Source organism: Candidatus Amarolinea aalborgensis, from assembly GCF_900491745.1.
In the GTDB taxonomy this organism is placed as follows: domain Bacteria; phylum Chloroflexota; class Anaerolineae; order SSC4; family Amarolineaceae; genus Amarolinea; species Amarolinea aalborgensis.
On the sequence record NZ_UETR01000001.1, the window covers coordinates 1 to 21,611 of the forward strand.

At 56.0% G+C, this 21,611-nt stretch carries 13 protein-coding genes; 4 read left to right on the forward strand and 9 right to left on the reverse strand.

Annotation, left to right across the window (positions count from 1 at the left end; genetic code table 11):
• Positions 1-29: 29 nt before the first annotated feature.
• The 5 genes from ACPQ6D_RS00005 to ACPQ6D_RS00025 all read right to left on the reverse strand — a co-directional run bounded on the left by ACPQ6D_RS00005 (position 30) and on the right by ACPQ6D_RS00025 (position 7,879).
• Positions 30-893: an SH3 domain-containing protein gene (locus ACPQ6D_RS00005; RefSeq protein WP_423222229.1), complete on the reverse strand. Its 864-nt coding sequence runs from the start codon at positions 891-893 to the stop codon at positions 30-32.
• A gap of 450 nt (positions 894-1,343) precedes the next feature.
• Positions 1,344-2,513 (reverse strand): ATP-binding protein, encoded by a 1,170-nt coding sequence (locus ACPQ6D_RS00010; RefSeq protein WP_423222230.1) that lies wholly within the window; start codon positions 2,511-2,513, stop codon positions 1,344-1,346.
• A gap of 2 nt (positions 2,514-2,515) precedes the next feature.
• Positions 2,516-3,589 carry a hypothetical protein gene (locus ACPQ6D_RS00015; protein ID WP_423222231.1) on the reverse strand — a complete coding sequence of 358 codons (1,074 nt, stop codon included), beginning with the start codon at positions 3,587-3,589 and terminating at the stop codon, positions 2,516-2,518.
• A gap of 1 nt (position 3,590) precedes the next feature.
• Positions 3,591-7,538, reverse strand: a complete 3,948-nt coding sequence (locus tag ACPQ6D_RS00020; protein ID WP_423222232.1) for a hypothetical protein — start codon at positions 7,536-7,538, stop codon at positions 3,591-3,593.
• Complete coding sequence (locus ACPQ6D_RS00025) at positions 7,535-7,879, reverse strand: hypothetical protein (RefSeq protein ID WP_423222233.1); 345 nt, start codon at positions 7,877-7,879, stop codon at positions 7,535-7,537. The genes ACPQ6D_RS00020 and ACPQ6D_RS00025 overlap by 4 nt, the downstream gene beginning before the upstream one ends.
• Before the next feature lie 5,123 nt (positions 7,880-13,002).
• On the opposite strand from ACPQ6D_RS00025, the gene ACPQ6D_RS00030 reads away from it, so the two are divergent.
• On the forward strand, positions 13,003-13,224 hold the full coding sequence (locus ACPQ6D_RS00030) for a hypothetical protein (protein ID WP_423222234.1): 222 nt from the start codon (positions 13,003-13,005) through the stop codon (positions 13,222-13,224).
• 115 nt (positions 13,225-13,339) lie between these two features.
• Here the strand turns inward: ACPQ6D_RS00030 and ACPQ6D_RS00035 are convergent, their stop codons facing one another.
• The 4 genes from ACPQ6D_RS00035 to ACPQ6D_RS00050 all read right to left on the reverse strand — a co-directional run bounded on the left by ACPQ6D_RS00035 (position 13,340) and on the right by ACPQ6D_RS00050 (position 17,777).
• Positions 13,340-13,948: an RloB family protein gene (locus ACPQ6D_RS00035; protein ID WP_423222235.1), complete on the reverse strand. Its 609-nt coding sequence runs from the start codon at positions 13,946-13,948 to the stop codon at positions 13,340-13,342.
• On the reverse strand, positions 13,948-15,246 hold the full coding sequence (locus ACPQ6D_RS00040) for an AAA family ATPase (RefSeq protein ID WP_423222236.1): 1,299 nt from the start codon (positions 15,244-15,246) through the stop codon (positions 13,948-13,950). Before ACPQ6D_RS00040 ends, ACPQ6D_RS00035 begins: the two co-directional genes overlap by 1 nt.
• A 630-nt stretch (positions 15,247-15,876) precedes the next feature.
• On the reverse strand, positions 15,877-16,728 hold the full coding sequence (locus ACPQ6D_RS00045) for a hypothetical protein (protein WP_423222237.1): 852 nt from the start codon (positions 16,726-16,728) through the stop codon (positions 15,877-15,879).
• Positions 16,722-17,777, reverse strand: a complete 1,056-nt coding sequence (locus ACPQ6D_RS00050; RefSeq protein ID WP_423222238.1) for a type IV toxin-antitoxin system AbiEi family antitoxin — start codon at positions 17,775-17,777, stop codon at positions 16,722-16,724. Before ACPQ6D_RS00050 ends, ACPQ6D_RS00045 begins: the two co-directional genes overlap by 7 nt.
• Before the next feature lie 357 nt (positions 17,778-18,134).
• On the opposite strand from ACPQ6D_RS00050, the gene ftsY reads away from it, so the two are divergent.
• The 3 genes from ftsY to ACPQ6D_RS00065 all read left to right on the forward strand — a co-directional run bounded on the left by ftsY (position 18,135) and on the right by ACPQ6D_RS00065 (position 21,603).
• On the forward strand, positions 18,135-19,085 hold the full coding sequence (gene ftsY / locus ACPQ6D_RS00055) for a signal recognition particle-docking protein FtsY (protein ID WP_423222239.1): 951 nt from the start codon (positions 18,135-18,137) through the stop codon (positions 19,083-19,085).
• Between the two features lie 48 nt (positions 19,086-19,133).
• A protein-coding gene (gene prfB, locus ACPQ6D_RS00060; protein ID WP_423222750.1) for a peptide chain release factor 2 occupies positions 19,134-20,238 on the forward strand; the annotation gives its coding sequence in 2 pieces (ribosomal slippage) (positions 19,134-19,199 and positions 19,201-20,238; 1,104 coding nt in all).
• Positions 20,239-20,241: 3 nt separating this feature from the next.
• Positions 20,242-21,603, forward strand: coding sequence for a bifunctional riboflavin kinase/FAD synthetase (locus ACPQ6D_RS00065; protein WP_423222240.1), 1,362 nt, complete (start codon positions 20,242-20,244; stop codon positions 21,601-21,603).
• The last annotated feature ends 8 nt before the right edge of the window (positions 21,604-21,611 follow it).

Sequence of the window (21,611 nt, forward strand, 5' to 3'; positions counted from 1 at the left end):
CAGGTTATGGAACATGTTCCATATTTCTCTTATCCATTGCAGGCGCAGCCACGGCCGACATGGCATGTTTTCCAGCGGGCAATACAGGTGTCACCGCAGGCCTTGCCCGTACGACAGATTTTGCAGCATCCAGATGAACGGCCACCAGCACCAGGTTGGGATATTGGCGTGGGAGTTGGCCTGACAACCTTAGTCCAGTCAATCCGGTCATACGCCTCGCACTGATTCGATACGTTGGCAAGACTCGAAGCATCAATCTGCACAGCATCGGCCAGGATCCAGGCATATTGCCCATCCCACAGCCGGATCTTCAGGAATATACCCTGACCCAACGCGGCGCTTTCTTCAGGCGGTGGCTCATACCCAGCTTTACCCACCACCTGGACGGGAGTATTGGCGGAGACGGTGCGCAGGGGGCTATCCCCTGTCCCGAAACACTCGTGAACGTAAGCCTGGCGACTGGTTACAATATTTGGTCGGAATGGCAAAGAGGCATACACTGGGAGCGAATTGCCTTGACCTGAATGATTGGCAGGTGACGCGCGTGTTGGAGACTGAGCAGTTTCCGGGGAGTAATCCAGGTCAACAAGTGCAGCGCTAACCCAGCCAGTCATATCAACTGGTGTCCTTACCTTAAGCCAATCCCGTCGGTCTGTCCAGTCCAATACGATCAGGCGCGTACCACGGCGGACCTGGCTAAGGACCCTGAAATTTGTTCCTGGGCCATCACGCACATTCAGAACCGCCACTTTAACGGTGGCTGTGGTTTCGGTCTCTTGCGACGAGGTAACAGAGAGGCAAGGGTCTGCGTAAGCAGATATGGCAGCAGACCCGATTAGCGGTGCAAAAAGTAAAGCACACAACAGCCACAAAATAACGCCAGTACGAAGCACCTTGACCTCCGGTTCGGTGTGGCAAGTCTATGTCGCAATCGGTTTGACGCCGCCACACGTTGTCGTCAATCCAGATTATGCTGTGTATCGGGAGGACAAGTCAATAAGCCTGGCAGAGAAAAATGCTAACCTCCGTCGGAAAGAAGCGGGTGCGGAATTCGTCAACAGACTTGAGGTCACTCGAAATAGCGATGCAGGCTGCGACTTAATGTGCCGGCGATTGCGAGAGACCGGCAGAGCCAGCTGACGCCGACTGGGGCAGAGTTCATGGCACCGGTTGTTGCAGTTCTTCGCATTGGTGAAATCGTCTTATCTGTCGCAAGCCCCGACATGGCGCTCGCAGTACGATCGTTGGTCGAACCTGTGACAGTGAGCGATCGAATGAGTGCTAGGAAGTTGCTTCTTAAGAATCACTTATTCCCAGGCTCCAAGCTGACCTCACGACTTCGTTCATCCCGCAGCTTCTCCTCCACCATGGCGACTTCTTCGCGGACGAACTTGCATCATGGTAACCTTCTCCTGTTCATCATCTACCAACACAGCCTCGCCGCGGCGCTCCAACTTGCGAATGAAGGTTTTTAGCTCACCACCCATATAGTCTTGGCTTAAGCCGTTGATGGATTGGATATCCTCGCTGTTGGTAATTTTCTGGCACAGCAAAACATCGCACTGAGTCAGGATCTCTCTATCAATCGCAGATGGCTGCTGGCTGGCGACTGTCAACGAAAGCCCAGGCTGTCGCCCTTCTTTCGCCCACCGAATTAGTGCTTCCTTGGCAAGGGTACCTCGGCCCGAGGGCGCAAACTGATGGGCCTCGTCTATCAGCATCCAAACCCTCGGAAGTTCACTGATTAGTCCCAGTTCCTCTTTGCGGCGTGCAATCGTGCGCCGTTTGAACATATCTCGGGCCAAGACATCCACAACGAGATTGCGCCGGCCGCGAGGGCCTGGATCGAGTGTACTCAGATCAACGATGTTGATGGCCTTCGGGTCAAAGATCTCCCAAATCTCCTGATAGCGATAGCTGAAGAGGTCCCAGTCTTGGGCCATCTTTAGGCGGTTGAGCAACGCCTCACGCGTCCGGTCTGCGATCAGCCCGTCCCCTTCGATTTCCGCAATGATGTCGGGGATAAAGAAGTATTCTTTCTGCTTGCGGCTCAAAGTCTGGACTGCCCGAAATAGCGCGATTCCCATCACATCTGCAATGCTGAAATCGAAGAGTTCGCACCAGGCGTCAGGAGACAGATCTGCGGGGTTGAGCCGAAATTGACGGAACCGCACGCCCATGTCTTCCATCGCCTTGAGGACTTCTCTGCCTCCGTAGAGCATTTCTGGATCACCAGGCACCAAGAGGAGTGTAGGCAATGCCTGCGCACTGAGACCCCAGTCCCAAAGAAGCCGATCTTGACTATGATTTGGCTGCGCCATAGGATAGTAGATCCCCATCGGATCTATGATCACAGTCAGTACGTTACCAGCCTGATGTAACTCCTCGACAATTACCCCTAGTGTATAGGATTTGCCGCTTCCTCGCTTGCCACAAATTAGCGCGGCGCGTGAGCGTGACACATCCAGATAGACATAGTCGTTGGTCTTAATATCTCGGCCGATACTGAGCATAGTTAGTTGACCTCCCAATGAATGAAAGGCACGATAGATTCCTCAAATGAGATTCCGCCATGGATGCCTTGTTCGTTTGCGCGCCAAGCACGTCCCATCTGGAAATAGTCTAGTACCCAGTATGCACGATTCTCAAATTCGACGCGATAGCCTCGACCCGAGCCTGCTATCCCTTCTGCATAACGTGCACCCGAAATTGAGATCCGTTCGAGATCGTGGTTGTCCTCCTTCCAGAGGATACCATGGTCAGCGATGCCAAAGACCGCGGCTGGACGCCCTTTCAGTCGGAGGGTTTCCAGCATGGCCTCAAGTTCCTTACGAATCGATCGAACGATGGCTTGTCGCGGGATGCTTGTACGATGGCCTTCGGCAAAGTCATCCAATGCTGAACGGACGATCTGAACATACGTGTGGTTTAAGTCTTCGGCAGAAATCCAAGCCAGGACTTGGTCGAAGGCATTTGGTTTGTTGGCGTCCAGTCGCCGCGTATCTGCAATTGTCTGAAACAACCGATTGGTCAATGGTTCATCGCTGCGTTCCCAGTAGGTGAATCCCACACGACGCGAGAAACCAGCGTCGAAAAGTCGGGCTGCCAACGGGGGATGGCCGATGATGCTTGGGAAGCCAATGCGCGTGATGGTAGGGAAAGTCGCCAGACATGGCGCGACCCCAGGCCAGTCTCGGCAGTCGGCATACGAGAGACCGTCCAACAGAACCAAAACCACCGTCTCTAGTTTCTGCGCTTCTCGTATGATTCGCTCTGCGATCTGGGCATGGGTGAGCATGGAAGCGGCAACCAGGTCACGTTGCGCAAAAAGCACTCGATTGAGTTCCGGAGTGAAAGGGTCATGCTCTACCAGCACTGTAGGAAAGCGCACGGCATAGCGTGGATTATCATCGAACGTCAAGATCCGTTCGGGTCGCGTTGGAGAGGGGTTATCCAATGAACGCGTCAGCTCCCCTAGTGTCTGGTAGACTCGGACCGGAGCGCGCAGGAAAGCCAGAGAGACCGGATGCAGATTCGCCGCTACAACCGGTGTTCGATCCAGAAGTCGATCCAACGCGAGAATGTCCACATCACCCTCGCTTCTGCACTCGGATGCTGATCTGGTGTCCCTGGTACAACCCTTTGAGACCCGCCATCAGTCCATCAAGATCCAGATCGTCACCGGCGCCCAGGACCAACTCGGTCAGATCAGCTTCACGTCGGCCCGCAAGTAGAGAGGCCACTCTCTGCTCAGCCCGCGTCTGCGGTGGCACCGGACGAAGCAGTCGTCGAAGCGCCTGGTCGCTTTCGTCGATTACAGGGCCGATGGCAGCGATCACATTGGCGCGCTCGTCTAGGTCACTCGTCTGGGAGAGGTCATTACTTTCAAGCCACTTATTCGCTGCCAGCAGATCGGCAGATATGCTGGCCCGACGTCTTTCCAGTTCTGCAAGAGCCTGTCGATCTTCCGCGCTCATCTTCTCAGAGTGTACTCGTCGTGCGCGGCGCAGTTCAAGATCAAGCGCTTTCGCACAATCCTCCAGGTGTACGAGGTGCCCAACGGTCAACTTCCTGACTTGCTCGTACATGTCCTGGTAGGACTGTTCGTGTTCAACAGGACTGTAACGCGCCGGAAAGTCCGGGCGTTCCACGCCCATTGTCGTCAGCCACTGGCGGAAACGTTGTTTGACCTCACCGAACTCCTCGTTGCCGGCAGCAACCCGGCTATCGCGCTCGCGGATGATCTCGTCAAACTGCAAACGGAAATGCTCAGCATCCTCCACCAAAGCCGCAGCCCGTTTTTGGGCAAATGTACGCATGATCTCGCGCACGACTTCGTCGGTGAGTCTGGTGCGCAGATCGGGCATGGTACTGAGCGACCTGAAAAGCAAGTCGGACTCCTTGAGTAGTCTGAGCCAGGAGATCAACCCCTGCCGCTGGCGATCCAGGCGGTCGGCACGCTCTGTGACGCGTTCAATTTCTGCGGAAGCCTGCACATATCCCAGGTGAATTGCTGGAAGCGTAGCGGGTTCCACTTTGCCTGAAACCTTGTCATGCAGGTCTTTGAGTTTGTTCTGCGCTGTGGTCAGATCGGTTGTCAATCGCCGGCGTTCACGCTGCAACTCCTCTTGAAGGTCTACCAAGTGTCGCCGGAAGTCCAGCCCGGCCGGAATCTCGTCCGCGAGTTCAGTGGCTCGGTTCAGGAACCCAAGTCGGGATTGGATCTCTTGAGTCTGCCGTGTAATCTGTTCGACCATAGCTTGGCGTTTGCGCTCGGCCAAGGCCGCCAGATCGTCTCTAACACGATTGACATCAATTAGCAACTCCTCAAGCGACTCCTCGTTTAGCTGGGGGGTAAAGCGATCCTTCAACGCTTCGATTCGCTGAATCAGAGGGTCCTTCTCTCGCTCTGCGACCAGGGCACTGGGCATTGCATGAACCTGTGTATGCACCGCCCCCAATTGCTGTTCAACTTCTGCAGGTGTCGGCCCAGCCGGTAAACGGTACAGGAGACCCGCTCCATTATCTTTTCCAACAAGCTCGCGGCCGAGGAGCAGACGCAATACCATGCCCGCTTCTTCATCGCGATAACCCGAGGCGCTCGCCACTTCGAGGAATCGATCACCTTTCAGGGCTGGTACGTCGCGGCTTGCAGTATGATAATGAAGTTGACCTGTGTTCATTTCATGGAGGACCGCAGCCTCTAGCGGATGAGGCTGTAATTGCACCTGAGCTTGATCGCCGCCCAGGTCTTTGTACTGCATCAGATCGGCATAGTCGTTTTTGGCGCGGTTTTCGAACGTTTTGTGGCTATCTATCCCAAACAGCAACGCCAACTTGCCTTTGTGACGTTCGCGCAAGGGAACGTCGCCTCGTTTCTCGCGCAGTTGAAGCCTGCCCAAGGCATTCAAGTAGTCGTCAAGCGCACGTTGCGGAATGGTAAGTAGGGAATGATAAGTCCCCTCAGGCCACGCTGTCCGACATGCGAGCACGAAGATCTCGCGCACGATCTGTGTACCCGCAAAGTCGAGCCGTTGCCCGAAGGTGGCCTTCAACCCATCGCCGAAAAGCACCTGAACGGAGTAATTGACCATGCTTTCGGTGATTGTATTGAGAGCGCCGCGCTCGCTTTCGAGAATGTGATTGTCCGGTTTCGACTTCTCCCATCCTCTGGCGAAGTCAGCAAATGCCAGCATCAACTGTGGGGTCAGGAAGTTGGGGTTCAAACTGCTCTTCAGATTGCGCAGGTCCTGGGGCAACGTTGCGCCAGCCAACGAATGGTTCACGAGATTGAGAGTAAACCGAAGCCAGCGCTGGTTACCGGAAACATACTCGATCCGACCAGGATCCCGTGACGAGTCCTTGTCTCGGCTCGTGGCGAGAACAAAGTCGAACTGAAAATCGGACCTGGCGTCACTCTTACGAGGCTCAATACGAGCAGGAGTCGTTGCCACTTGCACATCAAGCATGCGGGAGGGATATTGGTCAGCAAATGTACCCGTCAGCCGACCGGAATAGCCCTTTGAAGTGGTGGAAGCAAGTTCCCAGTTCCCCCACGCGTTCTTGCGCTTCTCGAAAACGCGCGGCAAAACGAACTCGATGAAGGCCGATTGAGCGGATTCGGCCCATTTGGGATCCTGTTCTGAGTAAGCCAGCCAGAAGTCGCGGGCAATCCGCTCTACGGCGGTCCCTCCTGGCGTAAAAGTCGCCAGTTTGCGCAGCGTGTAGCCGACTGACTGGTATGTGAGTAACGGACCGTGAACACCGTGCATCTCTGAAAGCTCATAAGCGGCCGCCTTGGCGCCATAAGCCTCCAAGACTTCATCCCGACATCCGTGCTCTGGAAAAGCCGCCCACAGCTTGATGGCCTTGCGGTGAGCATCGCTGGTGATCTGATTCTTCAGCAGCAACAGCGCATCCTCGACCGCAAAACGGATTGGGTTGGCTTGCATGTCGAAGCTAACTTGGCCGGTCAGGAAATCATCTATCAGCGTAATCGGCGTGTAGGTCTCTCTGGTCTTGTCATAGTGGCGCAGGGCGCATTGGAAGATGTCCACAACGCTTCGCGGCCCACGTCCTAAGTCCTCGCGCGTGGCGATCTGCCCGGTGGACACCAAGACGTTGCGATCCAAAACACGATCTGCCTCGGAGCCAACCTCGTATAGCTCTACGTAGCGATCCCACAACTGTGTGGGGAACTCGGGACTGTAGATATTGCGCAGCGAGAGATACAAGCGGTCGGTCTTGAGCCTGTCAAGGATATCCTGCCCATCTTGCTGGATCATCCCTTCGGTAGTGTCAGGCATGCATAGAACCAGCCCGAGGTTCAGATTACCGTGGGCGGCTAGCCACCAGATCACATCGCGCAACTTCTGGATACTGCCGCGTATATCCGCCGATTTGCCAAAGAAGTCCTGTAGTTCATCGGCGAGAACGATCAATCCTTTGAACCCGGCGCGTCCGACGAGACCAGACGCGTATTCCAAGAATTTCATCAGATTGCTTGCGGTCAGCTCAGGAGTGAAGCTGCCGTCAGACTGTGCTTGCTGAAGTACCGTACGCGCATCAGCTTCAGTGACGCCCGTTTGCGCCGCATAGCTCTTTACACGTTCATCGAAAGCGACGCGTCCATATTGCGCGTACACGCTGTCGAGTTCGCCGTGCCAGGTGCTGCTCAAACGATAGCGTAGCCAGCCATAAGCGGCGCTGAGGATGTCCTGAAGAGACGAGCAGATGAAGGGAGGCACCGTCAGGATATGAGCAGCTTCGCAGGCTCGCCAGGTGAAGATCAGCGTGCTGGTTTTGCCGTAGCCCCATGGCGCGATAACCGCAGCTTTGGGCGTCTTAGCGCTTATCGTTCGCTCAATCAGCCGGCGCGCGAAGTCATCGGTGTCTCCCAAAGATATGTGGGTGTGAAAGTGATGGTTGTAGGCGCTTTCGACGTCATGAGGTTGGCTGATGAATTGCTCAGCAAAGCGGGTATGTATGACTGGCTTCTTCGACAGAATTTCATCGCGCAGGCGTTCGATGCTCATCATCCCTCCTTCGCAGCCTGTAGTACCAAGTGCCACAGTGTTGGGAATCTCGTTTTATTGACCGAATAACCCAGTTCCATGAGATTCTTCTGGGCGATCGTGATGTCTTCATTGGTCAGGTTCAGTTCGGCCCGAAATATGTAATCATCTACGGGAGTGCGTGTCACGATGACCGCTCGCTCAATGCCCGCGGACTCCAGGTCTCCTACCAGGCGGCGGAATGGGCCGCGTTCCGCTTCCGCATTATCTACAAAGACGATGCGCTCAGTCCGCGGGGCAATTGGCCCTTGTTGCATTGGGTGTACCACATAAATCACATGTCCCGCGTTGGATGGAAGTGTCATCAGGGCAGTCGCCTGCCGGTTCCGGATAGATGCATAGATGTTATCACGCCTGGATTACACCAGACGCTCCTCAATGCGCGTTCGACAAACCATCTGGCTCGGGGTTAGCAGCAGTGTAGTGATGGTGGTCTTAAAGACTATTCAACCAGGCGAATGCATGGCAGCTCATATCAGCTGAAATCGGGTGATTCGTGGTTTCCCTTGTCAGCCTACCTGCGCTACCCTCCGCAGCTACCTTGCTGCAAAGGAATGTACCCGATAAGCCCCGAGAATCCAAGACAGCGTCGAATTCACGGTGGGAGTTCAGCAGGCAGAACTTACGCCGGTTCCCCACTTATTCTCATGGCCAAGCAGAGAGATTTGTCTGGTAACCAAGCACCTTCTAGACCATTGCAGGAAGTCTATGGCAGGGCAGGCTTTCAGAGGACAGAATGATCGGCAGAAACAACACTCTCTCTGTCCAGCAGAGGGCGTATTTCGGCTGGTGTTGGGTACACCTCATGCCTTTATCCCTGCTGAAGGATACCGATTGGTAGTGAATTGCTGCATCCTTTCGCTAACTCGGCTACCTGCGACGCAATTGCCGCGATCTATTGAGCGATTGCCCGCTTCCCCATAGGCGATCGCGCATTGTTCGGTAACTCCAGGAGAAACAATGCTCCGGTTGGATGCCCTGGCGACCAGCGACCATAGAACAGACCATGCATGACATCACCCCACGCCAGGTTTTCGTAACAGAAGAACAAAGGGTCGTGCCTAGGTCTGTTAGAATGGCCTAGTGTTCCTCGACCAATCCAGGTGCTCAGGCGGTCTGCAATGGGTTCTCTTTCAACGACTTTGCTGCGAGGAGCATAGCTGTTCCGATCTCAGATCCTTTGCGGGCGCCCAGTGCAGATATCATCGAGAGTGCGTTCTCTAGATCGTCCCCATGATTTCGAGAAGCTCTTTGCCAACGCACGGACGGAGCATTGTGACGGACATGAAACATGGAGGGCATATTCTACATTACCTCCTTATTGTTAGCGCAAATAGGTGGGAAGACCTTCAGACCGATGATTGTTCGAGGATGTCCTCATGGCTGTATTCTCCCGATCGGATAAGTCGATTTAATCCAAGACCGAGAGTGAGATTATGCATTATGCGTACATCGATTGTCATCGAAAAACTCAGAAAAGTCCCTCTAGAAGAGTGCAACCGATGTCCAGTCAACTCTTTCAGCCGTTCAATTGGTCAGAAAGTATGCGTACGCTCAACCACGCGATAGGCCCAGCCATGTAACCGCGTACCAATGGCAAAGACGTTACCATGAAAGCCGGCCGCTTTCATCCAGGCCATACCTATCGAAACTAACGATGCCAAGTCGGTGGAACAGATACAGATCGGGAGGAGCGTGCTCGCCCCCCCAAAGAGATGTACATCTAAACCGGGCAGCCTGGGTTGCAAACGAACGCAGTGCAACGACAAGATTGATTTACAGTATTGCCGCCGTTTGTACTCCCCACTCGTACCAGCTCCCGAAGCCAGTCGACCATTTTCCAAACTCCGCATGGCATCTACCTGTCACCACTACTTGCGCTGCAATGTGGCCCTGGACTGACGGAGTAGCGCAGTTTGAAGTCCTCCGGGCATCTCATTTGTGAAAAGCCTTCCCTGTGATCGTAGCAATGCATATGTTCCCACCTGCTGGGTGTCTTGTGAAGTCGGCACCAATCCCGGCAAAACATACCAATCAGCTACTGATTCGCCAACACGATATTAATTCATCAACCGGCCGCCTGGATCACTCAGTAGGTGATGCGCCCTTGTTGGACAAAATAGCCGCCAGATCAAAGCAGGTTGACTCCCGCCTTTCTTTGGCTCTTAAGATGATACGGGTCGAGGCGCCTGCAAGGCAACCCGAAACCAGCACTTGAGCAAACGGATTCACGCGGATCGTTTTGACTCATCCCCAGAACTTGATCGCTTGCCGAATCCACCGGCATTCATTGTTAGGGATACGAAAGTAGTTGCATGGGCTAATCATCTTCTCTGTGACAAATGGGAATTGTCTCCAAACGGTAGTGGGCTTTTTTTCTGCCCGACTCAGTTCGATCGAGCCACGCAAACCTGTCATTGGTGAAACGTTTGCTGGTATACTGGTGCCCTGGCTGAATGCAAGCTTTTTCTCCAGTTGAGCCGGATTCTCTGGCCCCAATGCTTCAATCAGCGCTTGTCGACACCTCGCCTTCACAAAAGGTGGGCAACGCAAATCTCATTATAAATTGGTCTACGCTATGACGATGTCGGTAATGAATGAATCCAATAATTCGCCGTTCGTCTCTGCTCGGCGATGGTAAAATACATCCTTGTTTGATGCCAGCCATCAAATACCGGACGAAGTACTAGACAAGAGTAGTTCTATTGTTGTCAATAGCCGCTTTATGCTAGTTAAGTCTGAATCTCCGCCCACTGGCAGATCGAAATGTCTTTATCCATCATGATTGCCCCGAATCCTCTAGGAAGTCATCTACGGTGCTGAGAGATTCGGCAACCTCTTCTTTGTTCTGTGGTCAGCGTGATCTTTCGCATTCTCGAACGGAGCGTTTCCATACGGTAGCGTTCACCGGCAGAGTCCTCTTCTCGCCACTCGAGTCAGAAGCAAAGTGTTGTTTGGGAAGGGCCGGAACTTGCCATTTGTCCGAAGGTGATCTACTGGAGGCAGCTTCGTCGTGAAGTAGAGAGCGCAACTGCACCAGTGCTGCGAGAACCTCGGTGATGGTTAGCGGATGGCCGGCATTATGGCAAATCCAGGTCGGCGCGATCGCGTACAGATCGTGCTCAATACCCCACTCGCTCGGTCATGGGTTCCTTTGCGTCCAGTCCAAACGAAGATGTCAGGTATCGCATCAAGGTTATGAACCGCTCTTGCGATATACTGCTGACCATTCTGCTGCGATGTATTGGTGTGTCAGCGATGGCTGTGTAATGGGTAGGTTGACCCAAAGCGCCGCAAGGCAGGACAATGTCATCTTGCCAGTGGTGCTCCCCAGGTTGCCAGACCAATACTGCCTTCGTCTCGTTCGACCAGTTTCTCGTTGACACGAATGCAAGCAGGATAAAGACTTTGTCGTATTAGCGTTGGGTTGGTCATCACGACGCGGTGAAATGCCTGACACGACGAAGGCTCTTCACAGGCATTGGCGCGCTAACGCTTGTCTCAAAACTTCAATAACCTGAAGCCCAACGTCCGGGAATCCAGGTCGCACAAATTGGGAGGGCAGACACCACGCCTGGATACCTTTCACCTACTAGACTTCTCGCTGGTTTCTAGTAGCAACCGTAGTGCGCCTGAGGATGGATGTCCCCAATGTCAGCAATAATGTCCACTAACGCGTCCCGCCAAATTCCGCCTCGCCAAAACACCGCCTGCGGTAACGACCGTATCTGTGAATCGCTCAACAACGGACTCACGATGCGTTTCCCTTTCGAACGCTGGAGGTATCCAGGCGCAGTCTCGATCTGACGTACTCGCTCTCGAGTCACGTCAGGCCGTTCCCAGCTTCTTTGAGGTGGAACTTAGCCGTTGGTCAATCAAATCGCCATCGCAGAACTCGTTGTCGCTCTCAGTGAGATAGGCAAACCAGGTAGTGATTCGTTCATCAGGGAAAGCGCACCATCTACCCGAGTTTCTGCAGTTTGGATTGGAGTGGCATGGGCAGAGCAGGCGTAATAGGGGCGCATCAGATGCTGAAACCGGTTGAGTGTTTGGCAAACGAGCATGTAATGAACTATTATCAATGGTAATTGCTCCAGAGTTCAGGGCTGCGTATTCTGAACAATTCCTCCGGAACTTTGCCCCGAAGTACGCAGAGGCCCGAAACTCGGTCAGGTGCGTCGGCTTTCAACATTAACAAAGTCAAATACCTGCTCGAACAAAGACAATGCAATGGTCTGGCGGACAGTTTTAAAGGCATTAATGAGAAAGGTTTGGCCTACACCCCCACAAACTAGTTCAAGGAAATTAAGCTGCGCCCCCTAGACGCTGGCATCCAGATTGGAACAATCTTCATAGAGATGAGTGTGCTCAGTTCAAGGATGACGAGTTGGAACAGAGGCGTGTCGCTAGAGCGACGGTGGTAATGCCTCGACTTCGTAGCGCGTCAGCTATTTTTTGACTGGCATTCCCTAACGCCTCAATGCTTTGTTCGGTGGGAGTGTCGTTCCAGTACATCAAAGCCGCGTTGGGTCAATTTGGCAACGGAAACGTGCCGCCAGTGGAGACCGCACGCTGGTACCATTTTCACCACATGATGGCTACGCGTTCTCGTTTCGGATAAAGTCTTAGGCCCTGCATTACGAACGGATGCGTATCAGCAGGGCAAATGGTCGGCAAATGACCGATGGTGTTAACATATTACGTTGCAGGCAATTATGTGGACACAGATATTGGTCGCTGATGGGGAACGTTGGCAATTCGACCAGGTAGTGCTGGTTCAAACCCGCATAATGGTTGTCTTTTGCCGCATCAGCGGAAGGCTCTGGGATCGAATCGGCGATGGCGTCTGGCAGCTTGGGCGATCTGTGGCGAGTGCGTGTGCGTCCCCTGGCGGGTGGGAATTCTGGAGCAGCGAACAGATTATAGCAGGATCGGTGGCTCCTGAACGAGATCACCGATGCGATTTTCTACAGAAGATCCAGTCCGGGCCGGGCGTGGTGGTTTCGCGGTGGCAGGTCAAAGTGCTTATTATTGCGTGTGTTGGCTGAATTCACCAGACTTCATTAGCTGACCTCAGGGCACGTCATGCCCACATGAATAAGGTAAAACTGCAATCCTGCGCGGAGTTATAATACGGAATAAATAGGTAATAGCGTACAACTTCGGAACTGAGGTGGATTTGGCACCCAGGGTCTTAGCCGCCGCCCTAAAAAAGGGTAGGGCTGCGGCCTCATTTGAAAGGTGAAATCGTACGTCTAGGCTAACACCAACGATGATCGAGTCAGGGCGACTGCCCGAACTGAAGGCAAAGTCGCGTAGTGTCGTCCGGCCACATTCTGCCTAATGCTGCTTATTATACCGAGTCGGTTGCCGAAATGCAAATGTCTGCCGAAGCCGAACATCGGGTTGGTTCAACCTGAGGTCTGCCATGACACCTTTTGGCGTTTCACCTGAACGCGGCCATTTGGTTTGGGCGCAGGCTCCGTACTTGCCGGAACCTCCACTCGAAGTGCTGGCGCAAGGGCGGAAGAAGGAACTGCGCATTACGCTCACGTTCAAGATGCGCCCTGTATGGGTGGTTCAGAATCGCCAGGACAATGCCCATCCGGCTTATCCCTTCGCCCTCGTCGCGGCCCCATACACACTGTAACCGATGAAGCAGTGGCCAGTGGGCCATGCAGCCATTGTGCAGTGTATCCACACCGACAGCGGCGATCGCGAGTCAGGATTCGAAGAGGAGGAGAGGAGAGAATATGATGGATGCCTCACACGGCGAACCGGTTGAGTTCCTTGACCAGGAGATGAACAGTCGTTGACGGATTGTCGGCGGCAGGGTTGGGCGGATCGTATTGCGAGAGCAGGCGTTCGGCGTTGCGGATTGCTTCCCCTTGACGGCTCAACAGTGCGTCATACATGGTGTTACTGTTTTTGACATAGCGATAGCCAAGCAAGGCGCTCAATCGGGACTGGTAATCCTGTCGCGAAATGCCGGTGTCGTAGTAGTGAAAGTGCAGGAGATACCAAAGCTCGAACGCTTCGTTTGAGTAGGCGATCTCCACTTTTCGTTGCTTGGCCAGGGCCAAGGCGCCCTTGAAGTCGGCAGGCGTCCAGGTATCACGGTCAAAGACACACCAAGCCTGATCGTAGTCATCCTGCTGGCATTGTGCCAGCGCCGCCTGCACCAATTGAGTTGGGTTGCAGCCGAGTCCGCGCACATCAATAACCACCTTCGGTACTCGGAACCGGAGAAAATAGTTCGGCTCGGTCTTCTCGCCTTCACATACAATCAAAAAGCGTTGTCGCGGCTCTTGAAGATTGAGGCGACGCTCGTGGTAGCCCCTGGCACTTCGACCTGACGCACGACGTTTCGCCATCAGGTTGCCTCTACAATCTGCCTCAGATCGCCCAGGAAGGGGATGGCGCCGTAGCGACCGCGCACGTAGTCGCGTCCGAAGGACGCATCGTTCCGCACCCTGAACTCGGCAAGCGAGTACAGGTGCGTCGTGCCGTAGCGATCCTTTTCGGTGAACCAGATCTGGTCGCGGCGGAGGAAACGATTGTCAAGCAGGCTGGTATCCTGGGTGGTGAAGATCAGTTGCGCGTGGTAGGGATTAGTTTCTCTGGCGTTGAAAAGCCCGACGATTTCGCGCGTGAGAAGAGGATGAAGTCGAGCATCCAACTCATCCACGATTAAGACCTGCCCCTCTTTCAGCGTATGAGTGAGCGGACCAGCCAGGGCGAAAAGCTTTTGCGTGCCTTCAGATTCCTGCTCATCCAAGTTGAAAATCTCTTGCGCCACAAGATGACCATCCCGGTCGTACTGGGGATGAACCGTGTGAATCGCCACGTCCTCAACCTTCGTATCGGCGTGTTCCATGAGGGATCGAAAGGCTGTCTTCAATTCCTCAGGCATACTCTCAGGTAAAGAATCTATACGGATTGGCACATGCTCTACTTTCAGATCGTGGATGCCAAGGTCCAATCGGCGCACAAACTGAATGATCTTGTCACGCATCTCGCCATCGAACAATTTTTGCTGGGTAAACATGCGCATGCCCGTATCCTCAAGGCCAGAAGCAATCCCCAGACGAAAAAACCAATCGAGAACTTTCTGGGCGACTTTGCCGTTGAACTGGGCCACAACGGAGAGGAAAAGGGCGTTGGGTCGGGTCTTGCTCATTAAATCACGACCTTCCTTGAAGCCCTCGCCCAATTGGACGTCATCTCCCATCCGTTCGAACAGGCGGGCCTCTCGACTGTGCGGCACGTGGAATAGCCACTCCTTTTCGACCCGCTGGGATGTGGCCATGAAGCCATATCGGTAGCGTCTGCCTCCCGCGATGAACACCATCTCGAAGTGAGATGGCTGCGCGATCGTCTCAGCACTCAGCCGGAAAGGCTCAGTGTTGATTGCGCCGGTAGGTTGAGTCTCCTTGGGCGAATTGAGCACAAACTCGCGCATGAAGCTGATCGCCCGCACCAGGTTGCTTTTTCCGCTGGCGTTAGCCCCGTAGACTGCGGCGCTGGTGAGCAGACGAGGTTCCCCCTCCGTCTCGAATACAGTGTTCTCATCCAGGGTCTTATCCTTGGCGCTCAGGTTGGCCGCTACCATGCTGAGCGTGACCACATCCCGGAAGGAGCGGAAGTTTCCCACACTGAACTCGACAAGCATTATAGCCCTAGTCCTTTGGTTAAAAGCGATGATTTTGTGAAAAAATCACAGATAGGCCTATTTTACTCTACATACATCATGTTGTCAAGCCTGAATTTCAGGCCCAAGTGTTGCCTGCGCTACTCATCTGGCAGAAGTAAGCGCAAAGCTCGCTGTGCGCCCTCGATAGTCGGGCTGCTGTTGCACTTTGAGTACAGTCGTACCCTTTTTTGCTGGCCGTCGGGCGGATGTGTTGGGCAATAATCGCGACCTGTGCTGGGCTTTTTCCTCTGCTACTGATGTGATTTTCGCACGGATGTCTCCTCTGCGCCGATCCACGGCGTGTACCCATGCTTTTGCCAACTGCCACGATGGTCAGGCTGCCCCGGCTTCCCCAACGTCCCCTGGCCCGTGCTTGGGCAAACGCACGGCTTGCGGTATAATCTTCGTCTTGGAATTCAGGGGCCGCCCGCGAGGGGAGCGGCCCTGCGGGTCAAGATGAGATCGCGAAGGAGCAAGCAGTGCTGTCACGTTTATTCAAGCGGCCGGGAGATCGCCAGGCCGAGCAGCAAAAGGTGCAGGAAAGTTTGACCAAGACTCGCCGCGGGCTGTTTAGCCAGGCCAGCAGCCTGTTCCAGGCCAATAAAAGGTTCACCCGGAGCTTCCTGGCCGTGTCAAACCAAGTCTTTCCAAGAGGTCCTGCACGCGCTCGAAAGCATCCCGCCGCCGGATCGAGCGTTCTTCCGGGTCGCTGATCGCCTCGAAAGCGGCGACCGCGGCCGGCCCGTAGTGATCAACCGACGCAAATTTGTCAGCGATGATCTGCAATCCTTCGCGCACCAGGCCATTCTTCAACCGCGGTCTGAAACGCTCGGCGAGCGCAGCCGTTCCACCTGGACAACTTCGCAGGCAGAAGTAGATGTCCCAGGGATCCTTCTCATTTAGGCGGCCCGCTACAGCCATCGCTTTCATGATGATGAACGCCGTCACGTCAACCACATTGATGATCGCCGAGTCCATCGGGCCGGCCGGCAGCCGTCCCTCGATGTGAATTTCAGTCGGTTCCAAGAAGGCGAGGTCGCACCCTCTGGCTTTACGCGGCTCCATGCCGGACACGCGCTGGCTGCGATGTTTGCGCCCTCGACCACCATACTCGCCTGCCAGAAAATCCACCGGGACGATAATTTCCTGTCCATCCGCTGTCTGTACCCTGCGGAAGTATTGAAACGGCTGGCCGTCCGGCATCTGGTAATATCCCCGACCCACCAGCAACTCATGAATCGTGCGATAGCCGGCGTCGTCCAGTCTGCGGTGGTTGAGAGCCAGGTCAACGTCCAGGCTGCCGACATAGGCAAGCTCGGCCTTGGGAAACAGTAGCTCTGGCGCCCATCCACCCACCAGGACTACATCCTGCCTGTACTCTCCCAAGAGATGGGCCAGCTCGAGCAGGACAGCGTGTGCAGCCTGCACTTCGACCAGTGGATAATCTTGTAGCGTCACCATCGGGGCTTGATCTCCTGTTCCAGAAGAAAACGAGCGGCTTCAGTACCACGCTCATGCATGCTCTGCAAGTCAAGGTATGTCTGGATATCGGAAGTCACTTGGGCCTCGGCAAACACCCGTGTTCCGTACCAGATCCCGTCGTCGTAAGGGATCCAGAGAACGAGATTTGCACCCGAGGGCGCTTCCTTCAGGTGCAGTGATTGGACAAGCTCATCCAAGCAGTCTTCTTCGACATAAGCATGGGCGCGCTGATAGCGGACGAACGGTGCATAGCGCGAGGCGGCCGAGAATGCGGCCAGGGCATAGCGCAGGCCTATACTCGAACACGCGGCAGCTAAGCCCTCTTCTGCCTTTCCCACTGTTTCCTGGGTATAATACAAGCGCGACTTGTTGTTTCGGAGACTGTAGTTGCTCGCCCACTCAGCGAGCAATTCTGCGGGTTTGCTGAGGGCAATCCCTTGTGTGTCCGAGCGGAGCCACTCTCTGTCTAGCAGCAGGCTCTTGACCTTGTGGGTTTGTCCCAGACTGACTCCTGCTTCATCTGCCAGCGCTTGCAACTTCCAGGCCCGCCGCGGGTCATCGAGCAGGACACGCAAGATGCGGGAAGCCTTCGGTGAGTAGAGGCTACGCAAGTCACGTTTCGTTGTAAACGGATTGGGTTTTCCACTTCGCTCGACATGAATGGTTCCGAATGTCAGACGGCAATTGCCTGCGAGATCCACATAACCCACCCCTGCTTCCTGGCAAATCGACGCGGCGGCCGGAGAAATCCACGGCGCAATCAAGACGCCATACGCCGATGGTGAGGCGCGCTGTAATCTGAGCAGTTGGTTCACAGCATTGCGCGCGAAGCGCGGTTCGCCGCTGTTCATGACCTCCACAAGCAGGATGACTTCCTGATCTGCCAATCGAAACTGCATCTGCCGGTTCCAACCTACGTCGGCAGTCTGCAGCCCAGGCCTCTCCTCGACTGACTCGATAAACGAGACATCCTTGATGATATTTCGCAGCGCCTCCAGCGCTTTATCTTCCTGGTCGTTTGCTTTCACCAAGATGATTCCTTTCACCACAGGGTGAAAGAAATCATAAGACTGAAAGTCGAGTTTGTCAATTTCACCGTAGAGCTACATTTCACCATTTGGTGAAACGTCTTCCACCAATGAATGTGGAGATCACTTCTTTTCTCCTCCCAGCTCCCGCAGCCCTGCTGTCACCGATTCGCCTTGCTCCATATCATCGTCGAAAATAGCACCGGAAGCGCGCCTCTAAGACACTTGCCCCAACGTCCCCTGGCCCGTGCTTGGGCAAACGCACGGCTTGCGGTATAATCTTCGTCTTGGAATTCAGGGGCCGCGGGCAACGGGAGCGGCCCTGCGGGTCAAGATGAGATCGCGAAGGAGCAAGCAGTGCTGTCACGTTTATTCAAGCGGCCGGAAGATCGCCTGGCCGAGCAGGAGAAGGTGCAGGAGAGCCTGGCCAAGACCCGGCGCGGCCTCTTTGGCCAGATCGGGGGCCTGTTCCAGGCCAGCGAGCTGACCGAGGAAACCTGGGATGACCTGGAGACGCTGCTCATCCAGGCTGATGTGGGCGGCGAGACCTCAGCCAAGCTGGTGGAGCGGATGCGTAGGCGCGTGCAGGCGCTCGGCATCAAACGCGCCGCGGATGCGCGGGCGATCTTCGAGCAGGAGCTGATTCGGCTGCTCAACGAGCACCGGCCGCCCAAGGATGACATGGAACGTTTGCTGACGATCATCATGGTCGTGGGCGTCAACGGCTCGGGCAAGACGACCAGCATCGGCAAGCTGGCCCGGCTGTACAAACAGGCCGGCTACAAGGTGGTCATCGCCGCCGCCGACACGTTCCGCGCAGCGGCGGTTGAGCAGCTGGTCATCTGGGGCGAACGCGCTGGCGTCGAGGTGATCAGCCAGGGGCCGGGCGCCGATCCGGGCGCAGTGGTGTATGACGCGATCCGCGCCTGCCAGGAGACGCGCCGCGCCGATGTGCTGTTGATTGACACGGCCGGGCGCCTGCATACCAAGTACAACCTGATGAAGGAATTGGAAAAGGTGCGCAATGTCTGCGCCACGCGCGTACACAAGGCGCCGCATGAGGTGCTGCTGGTGCTGGACGCGAACACGGGCCAGAACGCGATTCCGCAGGCCAAGCACTTCAAAGAAGCCACGCAGTTGACCGGCGTCGTCCTGACCAAGCTGGACGGCACAGCCAAGGGCGGCGTGGTCTTCGCCATCGGCGAGGAGTTGGGCCTGCCAGTGCGCTTCGTCGGCACCGGGGAAAAAATCACCGACCTGGCCGAGTTCAACGCCGAGGCGTTTGTAGCCGGCCTGTTCGAGCGCTAAGACGATCAGAAAAAAGACTGAACACACAGAAACGAGGAACCATAGATGATGCAAGATCTCACGCTGCGCCTGGACAAACTCGATGCCCGCTTCGAGTCAATCTGGAGGCGGCTTTGACTTAGACGAAAAGTCTAAGAGAGTCGCAGACCTGGATCAACAATCGCAGGCGCCTGATTTTTGGAACGATGGCCTGGTCGCGCAAAAGCAGATGCGTGAACTGTCCGATCTGCGCCAACAGGTCGAGAGCTGGACCGCCCTGCGCCAAGAGGTGCAGGACGCGCGCATCATGCTGGAAATGGCGCAGGCTGAGGAGGATGAAGACACCGGCGCCGAGCTGGAGTCCGAGTTGGATCGGCTGCAGAAGGTGTTGGAGGATCGCATCTTCCAACTGGCCTTGTCAGGCAAGCACGATCACAACGACGCCATTCTCGCGATCCACGCGGGCGAAGGCGGCACGGAAGCGCAGGACTGGGCCAGCATGATGCTGCGCATGTACCTGCGCTGGGCTGAGCGCCGCGGGTACAAGGCCACCATCACCGATCAAACGGAAGGCGACACCGCGGGTGTGAAGAGCGTCTACGTGGAAGTGATGGGCGATTACGCGTATGGCTACCTGAAGGCCGAAAAGGGCAATCATCGCCTGGTGCGCATCAGCCCATTCGACGGCTCGGCGCGGCGCCATACCTCGTTCGCCAAAGTAGAGGTGATGCCGGTTCTGGACGATGACATCGAAATCAAGATCAGCCCGAACGATATTCGCATGGACTTCTTCCTCTCCGGCGGCGCCGGCGGGCAAAATGTGCAGAAGAACTCAACGGCCGTGCGCATTACGCACATTCCCAGCGGCCTGGTGGTGACGTGTCAGAATGAACGCAGCCAATTGCAGAATCGCGAGTCCGCGATGCGCGTGCTGCGCGGCAAGCTGTATGAAATTGAACGGCAGAAGAACGAGGCCGAGCGGGTCGAAATCAAAGGCGACCTGGTGCATGCCGGTTTCGGCAGCCGCATACGCTCCTACGTCCTTCATCCCTATCAAATGGTCAAAGATGAGCGCACCGGCCTTGAAACCAGCGCTACCCAGGCTGTGCTCGATGGTGAAATTGACGGGTTCATTGACGCCTGGCTGCGTCAACAGGTGGGCGACGAAGAATAGGCCATGCAACGCTACTACGACCTCTATCAGACTCAACTCAGCGCGCCCTCCTACCTGAGCATCGGCAACTTCGACGGGGTTCATGCCGGTCATCAGGCCCTGCTGCAGCAGATGCTGGCCGCCGCGCACCTGGCCGGCGCGCAGGCCGGCATCCTGACGTTCGATCCGCACCCGCGCGAGGTGCTGCGGCCTGACCAACCCCTGCCCAGCCTCTCCACGCTGGACGAGCGCCTGGCGCGGCTTGAGGCGCTGGGCCTGGACTTCGTCGTCGTGCAGCCCTTCAGCCGCGCAACCGCGCAGGTGACAGCGACCGAGTTCGCCACGCTCTTGGTCAATCACCTGCGCGTGCGTGCACTGTGGGTCGGCCCCGACTTTGCCCTGGGGCACAAGCGCCAAGGCACGGTGCCTTTTCTGCGCGAGCTGGGGCAAAGCCTGGGCTTCACCGTGCAGGTGGCGGCCGCGTTCTGGCAGGATGGTCATGAGGTGCGCAGCGGCGCGATTCGCAGCCTGATCGAAAGCGGCGACGTGCGGACGGCCGCCCGTCTGCTAGGCCATCCCTATACCTTGACCGGCGCGGTGGTCAAGGGCGATCAACGCGGGGCCACGATTGGCTTCCCCACGGCCAACCTGGCCGTCGCTGCCAACCGTTTGCTGCCGGCCAACGGCGTCTACGCCACATGGGCCGTGCTGCCCTGGGAACGCCGCGCCGCGGTGACCAACATCGGCGTGCGCCCTACGTTCAGCGGGCAGGGCCGTTCCGTCGAAGCGCACCTCCTGGATTTCAGCGGCGACCTGTACGGGCAGACGTTGACCCTGGAGTTTGTGGAGCGCCTGCGGCCAGAGCAGCGCTTCGACGGCATCGAGGCCCTGGTCGCCCAGATTCGCCTGGACGCTGCGCACGCACGCACGATTCTGACCGCCGGGGCCGAAGGGACAGAGCGCTCGCCCATTTACGAGGAACTGGAGCATACGGCCGATTGGGCCGTGCGCATATTCGGTCGTGATCTGCCCACGCTCTTTGCTCACGCCGGCGAGACTCTCTTTCGCCTCATCCACGCGCCGTTCACCGCCCCAGTCGAGGTGACGCGCCAGGTGCAGGTCGAAGGCGCTGATCTGGAGCTGCTGCTGGTGCGGTGGCTGCAGGAGCTGCTCTACTGGATGGAAACCGAGGGCGAACTCTACACCCAGTTCATCATCGAGACGCTGTCGCCGCCGCGATCTGCCGAACCTGCGCGGCTGACCGCGACCGTGGCCGGCGTCCGCGGCCGCAGCGACCGTTCGCCCATCAAAGCCGTCACCTACCACGACCTCAGCGTCAGCCAGACCGACGAGGGTTGGGAAGCAACCGTCCTGTTCGATACGTAACGCAAGGA